This is a genomic window from Micromonospora sp. 15K316, assembly GCF_004348525.1.
GTDB lineage: Bacteria > Actinomycetota > Actinomycetes > Mycobacteriales > Micromonosporaceae > Micromonospora.
In genome coordinates, this window is sequence record NZ_SMKG01000190.1 from 1 (window position 1) to 11612 (window position 11612).

Below are 11612 nucleotides of genomic sequence, written 5' to 3' on the forward strand. Positions count from 1 at the left end.
GGAGGCGGCGGCATCATCGCGGTGGGATGGGAGAGCCGGTTCTCCTCGACGATGAGGGTTCGTGCCCGCTTGCGCCGATCCTGCCAGTACCAGAGCGTGGTGAGCAGGACGGTCAGCCCGGCCAGGATGAACACCCAACCGACCGCGCGCAGGTCGACCCACCAGACGTTGGCTCTGATGGCGAAGGTCAGGATCGCGCCGACCGCGATCAGGAAGATGCCGCTACCAATGCCCATGTCCGCTGGACTCCCCCGTGCGATGGGTTCGGGCGTGTTCCGACGTGGTCCCGGGACGGTTACCCGCCACGACGGTGGGCTACCCGGCCGGGATCGCCGAATGCCTGGCGAGCCCCGGCACCCGGCCGCCGTCCGTCGGTGCCGCGCCGTGCACCCGGATCCCTACCCGACGGGCGCGAACCGGACGGCAGGGCCCATCCACTCACCGGACGCCGACGGCCGGCGGGATCGTCCCCCGCCGGCCGTCGTGCCGGTCATCGCCGCGGAAGCTGCGGCCGTCCGTTGCGTGCCCGGAGGTACGCCTCAGAACACCTCTTCCGGCAACTCCATGATGTCCAGATCGGCGCCCTCGACGATCCGCCGGTCAGCGCCGATGCGGGGCAGCACCTCGCGGGCGAAGAACCGCGCGGCGGCCACCTTCCCGGTGTAGAACGACTGGTCGGCGGCGGAGAGCTCACCGTTGAGCGCCCGCAGCGCCACGTCTGCCTGCTTCTGCAGCAGCCAGCCGACGACCAGGTCGCCGATCGCCAGCAGGAACCGCCGGCTGCTCAGCCCTACCTTGTAGAGGGCCCGGGCGTCGCCGCCCTGCGCCTCACCCAGCCAGCCGGTCATGACGCCGAGCATCGCCTGGACCTCGGCGAGCGCCTTGCCCAGCGCCTGGCGCTCCTCCTTGAGCTGCCCGTTGCCGCCCTCGGAGGTGATGAAGTCCTGGATCTCACCGGCGACGGTCGCCAGGGCGCGGCCGTTGTCCCGGACGATCTTCCGGAAGACCAGGTCGAGGCTCTGGATCGCCGTGGTCCCCTCGTAGAGGGTGTCGATCTTCGAGTCGCGGACGTACTGCTCCAACGGGTAGTCCTGGAGGAAACCGGAGCCGCCGAAGGTCTGCAGGGACTCGTGCCCGAGCAGCTCGTACGCCCGCTCCGAGCCGACCCCCTTGACCAGCGGCAGGAGCAGGTCGTTGACCCGCTTGGCGAGGGTGGTGGCCTTCTCGTCACCGGCCGCCTCGGCGATGGCCACCCGGTCCTGCCAGGACGCGGTGTAGAGGACGAGCGCGCGCAGACCCTCGACGTAGGACTTCTGCAGCAGCAGCGAGCGGCGTACGTCGGGGTGGTCGGTGATGGTCACCCGGGGGGCGGTCTTGTCCGCCTGCCGGATGAGGTCGGCGCCCTGGACCCGGTTCTTGGCGTACTCGAGGGCGTTCAGGTAGCCGGTGGAGAGGGTGGCGATCGCCTTGGTGCCGACCATCATCCGGGCGTACTCGATGATCATGAACATCTGGCGGATGCCCTCGTGCTTGTCGCCCATCAGCCAGCCCTTGGCCGGTACGCCGTGCTCGCCGAAGGTCATCTCGCAGGTGTTGGAGACCTTCAGGCCCATCTTGTGCTCGACGTTGGTGGCGTAGACGCCGTTGCGCTCGCCCAGCTCGCCGGTCTCCTCGTCGAAGTGGTACTTCGGCACGACGAAGAGTGAGAGGCCCTTCGTACCCGGCCCGCCGACGCCCTCGACGCCGACCGGACGGGCCAGTACGTAGTGGACGATGTTGTCGGTCAGGTCGTGTTCACCCGAGGTGATGAAGCGCTTGACACCCTCGATGTGCCACGAGCCGTCCGGCTGCGGGATCGCCCGGGTGCGCCCGGCGCCGACGTCCGAGCCGGCGTCCGGCTCGGTGAGGACCATCGTCGAGCCCCACTGCTTCTCGACGAAGAGCTTGGCCCACTTCTTCTGCCGCTCGGTCCCCTCGACGTGCAGCACGTGCGCGAAGGAGGGGCCGGAGGCGTACATCCAGACCGGGGCGTTGGAGCCGAGCACCAGCTCGGCGAGCGCCCACCAGAGGGCCCGTGGCGCGTTGGTGCCGCCCAGCTCGGGCGGGAGGTCGAGCCGCCAGAACTCCGACTCCATGAAGGCCCGGTAGGACTTCTTGAACGACTCCGGCAGGGGGGCGGTGTGAGTGGCCGGGTCGAAGACCGGCGGGTTGCGATCGCTGTCCGTGTAGCTGGCGGCCAGGTCCTCCCGGGCGAGGCGGTCCACCTCGGCGAGGATGCTGCGTGCGGTGTCGGCGTCGAGCTCGGAGTACGGCTCCTGGCCGAACGCCCGGTCCGCCCCGAAGACCTCGAAGAGGTTGAACTCGAGGTCCCGCAGGTTGCTCTTGTAGTGGGTCATGCTCACTGGCCCCGCTTCCGGACAGGTGTTACCGATCAGTAACTCCGACTCTATTACCGGTAAGTAGACAGCGACAAGCCGATCACCGAAGTGACGGCGATTACACAGTCGCGATCCCCGCCCCGGCGGGGGGGAGGGGCACCCGTTCGCCGGGCCCGCCGCGTCAGCTCTCGGCCGCGCCGACCTCCCAGCTCGGTACGGCCGCGCTCGCCCCGGTACGCGCACCCGTGTACTCCATCAGGACCAGCGCGATGTCGTCGTCGAGGCGACCGTGCACCCACTCGACCAGGGCCGTCTCCAGCGAGGCGAGCCCGTCGGCGACGGTGCCGTGGCCCAGCAGCCGCCACGCCCGGTCGGCGGTCGGGAAGAACTCCCCGTCGCGGCGCGCCTCACCGAGCCCGTCGGTGAAGAGCAGCAGGCGGTCCCCGGGCTCCAGCCGCTCGACCCGCGGTCGTACCGCCGGCATGAAACCGAGCGGGGGCGCCGGCGCCGGCGGTTCGAGCGGGATCACCGCGCCCCGCCGGAGCAGCAGCGGCGGCGGATGCCCACAGTTGACGATGGTGAGCGTCCCGCCGCGCTCCTCGACGAGCGCGGCGGTGACGAAGTCCTCGTCACCGACGCTGCGGGCGACCGCCCGGTCCAGGTCGGCGACCACGGCGCGCAGGTCCGCCCGCTCGAACGCCACGTGCCGGTACGAACCCAGCACGATGCTGGCCAGCCGGACGGCGTCCAGCCCCTTGCCGCGTACGTCACCGATGATCATGCGGACGCCGTACGGGGTGTCGAGCGCCTCGTACAGGTCGCCGCCGATCTCCGCCGTGGCGGTCGACGAGATGTAGCGCCCGGCGACCGACAACGTGCCGACCTGCGGGCCGAGCGGGCGCAGCACCGCCTGCTGGGCCACCGCCGCGAGCTTGGAGAGCTCGGCGATCCGCTCGGCCTGCCGTTGACGCACCGAGGCCACCGCCGCCGCGATCCCGGTGGCGAGCGCGATCCCGGCCACGTTCACCCCGTTGATCAGGGAGACGGACTTGTCGCAGGCGGCGTCGGCGGCGCCGATGGCAGTGGCCGCGAAGGTGGCCCCGATGGCGGTGGCCGCGACGCCGACGCCGAGCACCACCCGCCAGGACGCGAGCGCGGCGGCCAGGAAGGGCGCGGCCACCATCAGCGCGATGTAGTGCGCCGCCCGGCCGTCGGCCAGCTCCACCGCGGAGACGATCCCGAGCAGGACGACGGCCGCGCCGAGGCCGGCGCGGGATCCGGGGCTCAGCGGGCCGCGGCCCGACTGGAAGGGATGCGTACGTACGAAGGACAGCATGCCTGATCGCCGTGAACGGGTGAATGAACCTGGCCCGTCGTCCGAGCAGGTTCTGTCCGGCCGGACCGTGTCGTCGGCCGTATCGCCGCCGACCATCCGCTCAGCCGAGCACCTCGTACCGGACCGTCATCGCGCCGACGTCGAGGGAGGCGATGTCGGCGAAGGCGGCCCGGGACAGGTCGAGGCAGCGCCCGTCGACGAAGGGGCCGCGGTCGTTGATCCGTACGACGACGGACTTCCCGTTCTCCGGATTGGTGACCCGGACCTTGGTGCCGAACGCCAGCGTCTTGTGCGCAGCGGTCAGGGCGTCCGGGTTGAAGTTCTCCCCGTTCGCGGTCAGCTGGCCGTCCGAGTAGAAGGAGGCGCCGCAGGAGCCGCTCTGCACGACGCTCGGAGCGGGCGTGCTCTTCTTCGCCGTCGGCTTCGGGGCGGCCGTACGCGCCTTGCCCCGGGAGGCCGCCTGGGTGCGCGTCGACGTCGGGCTGGCGGTGGCGCTCGGGGTGCTGCTGGGGCTCGGCGGCGCGGCCGGCGAGCTGGGCGCCGGGCTGGTCGGCGCGGCGGTGGGGGTGAGCTCGATGGCGACCGGCCGGGAGTCGGTACCCGAGGTCAGGTGCACGGCGCCGACGACGCCTCCGACGGCGAGCGCGACGCCGAGCGCCGCCGTCGCCGCGATGCCGGTCGGTGAGGAGATCCTGCGGGTACGGGAGTGCCTACCAGTCACCAGCCCCGTCCTTTCGTCCGCTGAGCAAGCCGGGTCGGACCGTAACGAGAGAAGTACTTCCGAAGTCAACGTGATCATGGTGGTATGCCCGTATTTGCTGGCATACGTGTAGCCGATCATCCGACCCGTGATCCACCGCCCGGCCCGACCTTCCCCGGTGCGGCCGATCCGGTCCGACCCCCGGCCACCGACCCCGACCGCCGCCGGTCGGGCACCTGCCGGAGGATGGGCAGATGCCCGCCGAGCTGAGGGACCGTCTGATCGAGCTGTTCCGGTGGATCGACCCGGGGCCGGGCTCGACGCACCTGGTCAGCGACGTCTCCGGCTGGTGGCGGGACCCGGCGGTGCTGGCCGCACTCGGGCCGGCCCTCGTGGCGCCGTTCCGCGCGGCCCGTCCCACCGTGGTACTCGCGCCCGCGGTGACCGGCCTGCTCGTCGGGCCGTTGGCCGCCACCGCGCTCGGGGTCGGCTTCCTACCGGCACACAAGCCGGGCGACGGGCGACTCCCGGCCGGGCCGCTGACCTGGGCGCAGAGCCCGCCGGACTTCCGGGGCCGCCGGGTCGACCTGGCCGTCCGGGAGCGGCACCTCAACCCCGGCGACCGGGTGCTGGTGGTCGACGACTGGGTGGCGACCGGAGCGCAGGTACGCGCCCTCTACGACATCTGCGCGGCCCGCGGAGCGGAGCCCGTCGGCACCGCCGCCGTCGCCGTCGACTGCACCCCGGAGACCGCCGCCGAGCTGCGCGTACGCGGACTGGTCTCGGGCGCCGACCTGCACGGCTGACCCCCGGTCGAGCCGGTCGCCGGCGTCACACCGGGGCCGACGCCGAGCGCGCCGCCTCAGCTGCCGGGTTGTCGGCCGGCGCGCGCCGCCGGCTACGCCGCCCAGATGACCTGAACGAACTCCTCGATGGCGGTGCAGGTCCGGCCCAGCGCCTCGGCCGAGCGGACCAGCGGCCCCGGCAACATCAGCGAGTGGTCCGCCTCCGGGATCTCCACCAGGTGCGGAGTCAGGCGGCGGGCCGTCGCGCTGTCCCAGGTGCGGTCCGCCGCGCCCCCGACCAGCAGGAACGGGGCCTCCGCCCGCCGCAGAGCGTCGACCACCTCGGGCAGGTGCAGCAGCGGGGTGAGCCAGATCGCGGGCAGCGCCCGGTCGGCGGCGAGCGGAGCGGCGAGGCTGCCGAGCGACTTGCCCACCAAGAGGTCGGTCGACTCGGTCAGGGCCGGCAGGACGCGCTCCGCCACCCACGGCGCACGCTGCTCGTCGGTGAGCCCGGCCGGGTACTCCCAGCTGATCTCGTGGATGTCGAACCGGGCCCGGCGCAGCGACTCCCCGGCGTACGCGAACAACGGCGCCCGGGTGTCGTAACCCATGCCGGGGATGAAAACGGCACGTCGCTGCGCCACGGTCGCCTCCTCATCGTCGACTGCCACTCCGTCACCGTAGCCCCGACCGCGACGATCCGGAGGCCGGCGAGCGACCAGCGCCGAGCCCCACGGGGAAAACCGGCGGCACGGCGAACCGGCCTCGCCTAGCCTCGGCAGAATGTGGCCTCGGATCGGCGACCTGCGCACCCTCGCCCTCGGCACCCCCGGTGAGCTGCGGAGCACCCTGAACGGTCTGGTCCTCGCCGGCGTGAAGACGGCGACGGCCGGTCTGCTCAGCGAGTACGCCGAGGAGGGCGAGGAGCTGGAGCGGATCGGCGAGCGGCTGGTGCTGGTCGACGACGACGACCACCTGGTCGGCCTCGTGCAGGTCACCGCCGTCGAGGTGCTCCGCTTCGCCGACGTCGGCTGGGACTTCGCCCGCGCCGAGGGCGAGGGAGACCCCTCGATCGAGGACTGGCGCTCGGGTCACGCCGCCTACTGGGCCCGGCTCGGCACCCCGGTCACGGACGACACCGACGTGGTCTGCCTGCGCTTCCGCCTCCTGCCGACCGACGACGGCGTCATCGGCACCTGACGGGTCGGCTCAGGCTCGACGCAGCTCCGGCAGCAGCCGGGTGGCGACGTCCACCAGAACATCCTCGTCGCCCGCGTACCAGCTGCTGGCGCGCGGCCAGTGCGTCACCACGTCGGTGAAGCCCAGCTCCGCGGCGCGCCCGACCTGATCGGCGAAGAACTGCGCGCTGCTCAGCGAGAAGACCGGGGCCGCGTCCATCGAGAGGTAGCGGTCCATGGTCGCCGGGTCACGGCCCGCCTCGTCCAGCGCCCGGTCCAGCCGGGTCGAGAGCTCCGCGACCCCGGCCCACCAGCTCTCCAGGTCCTCACCACCGCTACCCGTGGTGACCCAGCCCTGACCGAAGCGGGTCACCAGCCGCATCGCGCGCGGTCCGTTCGCGGCCACCACGAACGGCACCCGGGGGGTCTGCACGCAGCCCGGGTTGTTCCGGGCGTCCACGGCGGAGAACCACTCGCCGCGCCAGGTCGTGCCGTCCTCCCGCAGCACCAGGTCGAGCAGCTCGACGAACTCCGCGAACCGGTCGACCCGCTGCCGCGGGGGCAGGGTCTCCCCGCCCAGCACCGCGGAGTCGAAGCCGATGCCGCCGGACCCGACGCCGAGCAGCGTACGGCCGCCGGAGATGTCGTCCAGCGCGGTGATCTGTCGGGCGAATGCGGCCGGGTGGCGGAAGTTCGGCGAGGCCACCAGCGTTCCGAGCTTGATCCGGGACGTCACCGTCGCCGCCGCCGTGAGCGTGGTCATCGAGTCGAACCAGGGGCCGTCGACCAGGTCACGCCAGCCCAGGTGGTCGTAGGTCCACGCGTGGTCGAAGTTCCACTCGTCCGCCTGCCGCCAGCGCCGCTGCGACTGCGCCCAACGCTGGTCCGGAAGGATCACGATGCCAATACGCATGATCGCAGCCTAGCCCCGCGACCAGCGCCCCCTTGACCATATGTTGATCATCGATATACCGTCCGACATGCGCGCACGCCTGGGTCGGCCGGAGAGCCGTACCGTCGTCGTCTGGGCGGTGCTCACGGCCGTGATCTGCGGCCTCTTCAGCGCCGCACTCGCTACCTGGGGCGCCTGGCACACCGCTCGACCGCTGCCGGACGCCACGGAGACCACCGCGCTCGTCGCCGAGGTGCTGCCGGGGTACGAGGTCAACGAGGTCGATCCGGGGTCCGCGCTGTTCACCTTCTACAGCCGGCCGCTGCGTCCCCGGAATCTCAAGTCCCTGCTCTTCCTCGACGGCGGCGAGTACCAGCAGGGCGCGACCGTCGCGACCGTCCGGACGGCGCCGGCGGCACGTCAGCAGGAGATGGTGGCGCTCGCCCGACGCCGACTCCAGCAGGCCGGCTGGCGTACCTTCCCGCCACACGTCACGCCGGAGCTGACCTGCCGCGCCGGTGGCGGCTGCACACCGACCGGCGGGCCGGACAACGTCAGCCTCGTCGCGCGCCGCGACGACACCGGCCTCGACATCCGGTGGCTCGCGAACCCGTCGATCGACGGCACGCACCTCACCGTGAACGTGTACCGGACCGCCCCGCCCGCCGTACTGCCCGCCGGCATCGCCGCCGGCCTGATCGGCGCCGCCGCCGGCTGGCTGGTGTTCGCCTGGGCGAGCCGGCGGACAGAGCATCGGCACCCGACCCCCAACGCCGTGCTCCTCCTCTACGCGATCACCATGCTGTTCTGGTGGGCACCGGTGCTGCTCGCCGCGCCTCAGCTGCTCGGGCACCACCGGGAGGAGCCGCATCCGGTGTGGCACCCGCTCTGGGAGTGGCTCGGTCAGCCCACGCTCTCCCTCCTCTTCGTAGTCGGGGCGGGCTGCGCGCTCCTCGCGGTGGTGCTCGCCACGGTGCCCCGCCGCGACGCCGATCCGCTCTCCACCGCCGGCGGCGGAGTTCGCGCGATAACCCTGTGACGCGGGGTCGGACCGGCGGCTAGGTTGGCGCGATGCCCGAACTTCAGCGGCTGACCGCCGGCCACGCCGACGCGCTGCTCGACTTCGAGCGCGACAACCGGGCGTTCTTCGCCCGCTCCGTGCCGGACCGGGGCGACGACTACTTCACGCGGTTCGCCACCCGGCACGCCGAGTTGCTCGCCAATCAGGCCGCCGGCCTGGACCACTTCCACGTCCTGGTCGACACCGACGGATCGGTGCTGGGTCGCTTCAACCTGGTCGACGTCTCCGCCGACGGCAGCGCGGACCTGGGCTTCCGGGTGGCGGAACGGGTGACCGGCCGCGGCGTGGCCACCGACGCCGTCCGCCGGGTCTGCGCGCTGGCCCGGGAAAAATACGGACTGCGCCGGCTCTACGCCTCGGCCGCCCTCGACAACGTCGGTTCGCTCGGGGTGCTGCGCCGCACCGGCTTCACCCCCGTCGGTGAGGTCGTGCTGAGCGGCCGCCCCGGGATCCGGCACGTCCTCGAGTTGACGTTCTGACCGAACGCCCTCCGCGCTCAACGTCCGGCGCGCCGCTTGTGCTTGGACCTGCTCGTGAACGCACCGCCGACGGCTGTTCGGGCCCGCCGCGGTGGCCTGCGCCCGGGGAACCAGCGCCGCCACGGAACTCGGGACAGCGTCTGCAGCACCCCCAGGAGCAGGACGGCGAAACCGACCGCCCCCAGCACGCCCTGTAGCCGGCCACGATGCCCACTGAGCTGCTCGAAGTCGGTGACGAAATCACTCGGATCAGCGCGATTCACCCAGATTCGCACCTCGTCGCCGTACGACCGGCAGACCTCGACGCAGGGGACCTCCTGCTCGTACGTCCGGCTGCCGAGGTCGTAGCGGAAGTACATGGTGGTCTTGCCGCCACCCTTCGTGGTCCGGTCGTAGATGATCGCCTGCGCCGGCTCTCCGCCGGCTCGCAGTTCGACGGCCCATTCGTCGAGCTTGTTCTGGGTGTGGATCGGCAGCCAGAGCAGGAGCCCGCCGACCACCAGCAACAGGACACAGCCGACCGCTCGCCAGGGCGGGGTGTTCAGCCGGGTGAGCAGAGCACGCACGCGATCATCCTGCCGTCCTGGTGCAATCGTCCGTCACCTCCCGGACGACCAGGGCCACGACCGCGGGATCGTTCCGAACTCGACGTGCCCGAGACCGGCTGCGGCGCGCCTGAGCTGTCGCCGGAGGACAGCTGTGGCCGCCTACCGGACCGGAAGAGTCGCCAGCTTGCCGAGCATCCGGCCCAGGTGGGGTTCGACGGTCGCCGGGGCGGCGGCGGCCACCTCCTGCGGCGTCCACCACCGCACGCCGTGGAACTCGGCGGAATCGGGGACGAGTTCCTGGCCACGGTCGCCGCTCAACACGAACCAGAGGCTCACGTCGACGTGCTGGTCCTCCGGCGGGCCGACCGTCCGGCTGACGGTGAGGAAGACGGGCCGCTCCCCGAAGCGCGGGTGGAAGACCGCCGGGATCCCCAGCTCCTCCAGCACCTCCCGGCGTACCGTCTCGGCCGGGTGCTCTCCGGGCTCGACGTGGCCGCCGCTGGGCAGCCACATTCCGGCCTTGCGGTGGTCGACGAGCAGGACGGTTCCGTCCGTCTCGTCGCGCACGAGGAAGTACGCCACCAGGTGCGGCGACGGGGTACGCGGCTTCTCCCGGCGAAAGATGTCCCCGGTCCCGGCCAGCCAGGCCCGGCACTCCGCGCGGTGCTGCGTCTCCAGCTCGTCCACGGGCACGATCGCGTCGACCATCGCCCGGATCTCGTCGTGTACCCGCACCCGGCGGATAGTGCCAACTCTCCGCATCCTCGGTCAGCACCGGCAGCGGTCGACGAGAGCTCGACCCGGAGCGTCGGGGCCCGACCGTCGATAGACTCGGAGGTACGAGAGCTACGGAGCGTCCGATGCTTGAGACAGCAGTAGTCGTGGTGCTGGTCGCACTCGAGGTGCTCTTCTGGGCCGGGCTCGTCGCCGCGGCTACGCGCGCAGGCGGCCGACGTTCTAGGCACGGCCCGCCGTTTCTTGCGCTCTGGGCAGCGACGACGAAGCCCTCGCCGTACTGCTCGGTCTGCTCGCGGGTCGTCGAACCCGGTTGATGACCACGGCCGGTACGGCGAGTGAGACGGCCGCCGCCAAGATCCGCCGGGTACTGCCCGAGCGCCTCGCCCACCGGCTCGACAACGTGCTCGCGACCCTCGCCTTCAGCCTTCACGGCACCGCACGGCGAGTTCGCCGCCCCGCAGACGGCTGTCCTGCTCGCTGTGGCCGATGCGGTCCACTACCACCGGCCGATCTCACTCAGCCCCTGGTCCTGGTGCCGGCTGGTCGTGGACGCCTGGGCAACCCGGCCCAGCACTGCGGCGGACTCCGCTGGCCGATGTTGACCGCCGTATCGGGCACGGATCGAGCTCCGTCCTTGGCCGCTCGCTACGACACCACGAGGAGATCGAGTGCCTAACTTGATTTTTAACCTGTTCGGCGTGGGCGGGGTGTGCCGGACGGCTTCGGTTTCGTTTTTGCCGTGCCGGATGAGGTGCTGGTCGCGCCGGAAGCGGTGTGGACGTCGTGGCGTGGGGTGGGGTGGCTGTTGCGGCGCCCGGGCGGGCGTCCCGGTCCTGGTCGGCTGGGTTTCGGTGCGCTGGCTGGGCAGATGGTCTTCTCGCGGAGGTGCCGAAATCCTCGGCGGACACGGGCGGGTGACAGGCGCTGCGGGGGCGCGGGCTTCTCCCACGGACGGCGAAGGTCGGCGGCGAGGGCGCGGGCCAGACGGAGTTGGGTGTAGGCGGCCAGGATCAGCCAGGTCCATCGGTCGGCGGCCTGCGGAGCTCGGATCTTCGGGCAGGTCCAGCCGAGAGTCTGTTTGAACAGGCGGAACGTGTGCTCGATGTCGAAGCGGCGCAGGAACGTCTGCCAGAGCCGATTGACGTCTTCGCTGGTGGCGTCGACGGCGGACCACCACAGCCAGACCGGCTTTGGGGTGGCGCCGCTGGGCAGGTGTTCGACTTCCAGACGGATGACGGTTCCCTCGATGACCGGCAGGACCCGGTTGGCGTCGATCCAGGCTGACCGGTGAGTCAGTCGGGGGTGCAGTCGGTCCCAGGACCGGGCCCAGGCCGTGCCGTAGAGGCGGGTGTTGGTCATGGTGGCCGCATCCGGTTCACCCCAGGTGGCGGGATCACCGAAGACGAACTCACCGCCGTGGCGGGGTGGACGGCCGACTACCCCCGGCTGCCGAGGCGGCACAGCCCGGCGCAGGACCCGGTCCGAGCGCATCCGGGC

12 protein-coding genes and 1 pseudogene are annotated in these 11612 nt (G+C 71.8%); 4 read left to right on the forward strand and 9 right to left on the reverse strand.

Translation table 11 applies throughout. The annotated features are described in order from the left end of the window. The 4 genes from E1211_RS25405 to E1211_RS25420 form a co-directional block, all read right to left on the reverse strand. A partial coding sequence (locus E1211_RS25405; RefSeq protein ID WP_132351628.1) for a DUF6458 family protein occupies window positions 1–236 on the reverse strand: 236 nt, incomplete at its 3' end. A gap of 303 nt (window positions 237–539) precedes the next feature. Then, window positions 540–2396 carry an acyl-CoA dehydrogenase gene (locus E1211_RS25410; RefSeq protein ID WP_132351648.1) on the reverse strand — a complete coding sequence of 619 codons (1857 nt, stop codon included), beginning with the start codon at window positions 2394–2396 and terminating at the stop codon, window positions 540–542. 163 nt (window positions 2397–2559) lie between these two features. Beyond that, on the reverse strand, window positions 2560–3714 hold the full coding sequence (locus E1211_RS25415; RefSeq protein WP_132351630.1) for a PP2C family protein-serine/threonine phosphatase: 1155 nt from the start codon (window positions 3712–3714) through the stop codon (window positions 2560–2562). Window positions 3715–3814: 100 nt separating this feature from the next. After that, window positions 3815–4435, reverse strand: coding sequence for a septal ring lytic transglycosylase RlpA family protein (locus E1211_RS25420; protein WP_243709691.1), 621 nt, complete (start codon window positions 4433–4435; stop codon window positions 3815–3817). 233 nt (window positions 4436–4668) lie between these two features. Here E1211_RS25420 and E1211_RS25425 point away from each other — a divergent pair, with 233 nt between their 5' ends. After that, the gene (locus E1211_RS25425; protein WP_132351634.1) at window positions 4669–5220 is read left to right on the forward strand and encodes a phosphoribosyltransferase; all 552 of its coding nucleotides are present in this window, start codon (window positions 4669–4671) and stop codon (window positions 5218–5220) included. 92 nt (window positions 5221–5312) lie between these two features. Here E1211_RS25425 and E1211_RS25430 read toward each other — a convergent pair whose 3' ends face one another. After that, entirely contained in the window at window positions 5313–5870 is a 558-nt protein-coding gene (locus E1211_RS25430) for an alpha/beta hydrolase (protein WP_243709692.1), read from the reverse strand. Between the two features lie 112 nt (window positions 5871–5982). Between E1211_RS25430 and E1211_RS25435 the strand changes: the two genes are divergently transcribed. Next, window positions 5983–6399, forward strand: a complete 417-nt coding sequence (locus tag E1211_RS25435; RefSeq protein WP_132351636.1) for an ASCH domain-containing protein — start codon at window positions 5983–5985, stop codon at window positions 6397–6399. Window positions 6400–6408: 9 nt separating this feature from the next. Here E1211_RS25435 and E1211_RS25440 read toward each other — a convergent pair whose 3' ends face one another. Next, window positions 6409–7290, reverse strand: coding sequence for an LLM class flavin-dependent oxidoreductase (locus tag E1211_RS25440; protein ID WP_132351638.1), 882 nt, complete (start codon window positions 7288–7290; stop codon window positions 6409–6411). Between the two features lie 67 nt (window positions 7291–7357). On the opposite strand from E1211_RS25440, the gene E1211_RS25445 reads away from it, so the two are divergent. Both E1211_RS25445 and E1211_RS25450 read left to right on the forward strand, forming a co-directional pair. Then, window positions 7358–8308, forward strand: a complete 951-nt coding sequence (locus E1211_RS25445) for a hypothetical protein (protein ID WP_132351640.1) — start codon at window positions 7358–7360, stop codon at window positions 8306–8308. A gap of 32 nt (window positions 8309–8340) precedes the next feature. Then, window positions 8341–8829: a GNAT family N-acetyltransferase gene (locus E1211_RS25450; RefSeq protein WP_132351642.1), complete on the forward strand. Its 489-nt coding sequence runs from the start codon at window positions 8341–8343 to the stop codon at window positions 8827–8829. 17 nt (window positions 8830–8846) lie between these two features. Here E1211_RS25450 and E1211_RS25455 read toward each other — a convergent pair whose 3' ends face one another. From E1211_RS25455 to E1211_RS25470, 3 genes and pseudogenes are all read right to left on the reverse strand, one after another. Continuing rightward, entirely contained in the window at window positions 8847–9395 is a 549-nt protein-coding gene (locus E1211_RS25455; protein WP_132351644.1) for a hypothetical protein, read from the reverse strand. A 141-nt stretch (window positions 9396–9536) separates the two neighbouring features. Beyond that, window positions 9537–10112 (reverse strand): NUDIX hydrolase, encoded by a 576-nt coding sequence (locus E1211_RS25460; protein WP_243709693.1) that lies wholly within the window; start codon window positions 10110–10112, stop codon window positions 9537–9539. 687 nt (window positions 10113–10799) lie between these two features. After that, a pseudogene (locus tag E1211_RS25470) lies at window positions 10800–11612 on the reverse strand (transposase); the annotation flags it as partial.

What these genes read in the sequence shown, in the direction of transcription:
- E1211_RS25435 (WP_132351636.1), top strand. Translation starts at nt 5,983, where the DNA reads ATGTGGCCTCGGATCGGCGACCTGCGCACCCTCGCCCTCGGCACCCCC.
- E1211_RS25410 (WP_132351648.1), bottom strand. Translation starts at nt 2,396, where the DNA reads ATGACCCACTACAAGAGCAACCTGCGGGACCTCGAGTTCAACCTCTTC.
- E1211_RS25440 (WP_132351638.1), bottom strand. Translation starts at nt 7,290, where the DNA reads ATGCGTATTGGCATCGTGATCCTTCCGGACCAGCGTTGGGCGCAGTCG.
- E1211_RS25450 (WP_132351642.1), top strand. Translation starts at nt 8,341, where the DNA reads ATGCCCGAACTTCAGCGGCTGACCGCCGGCCACGCCGACGCGCTGCTC.
- E1211_RS25445 (WP_132351640.1), top strand. Translation starts at nt 7,358, where the DNA reads ATGCGCGCACGCCTGGGTCGGCCGGAGAGCCGTACCGTCGTCGTCTGG.
- E1211_RS25425 (WP_132351634.1), top strand. Translation starts at nt 4,669, where the DNA reads ATGCCCGCCGAGCTGAGGGACCGTCTGATCGAGCTGTTCCGGTGGATC.
- E1211_RS25415 (WP_132351630.1), bottom strand. Translation starts at nt 3,714, where the DNA reads ATGCTGTCCTTCGTACGTACGCATCCCTTCCAGTCGGGCCGCGGCCCG.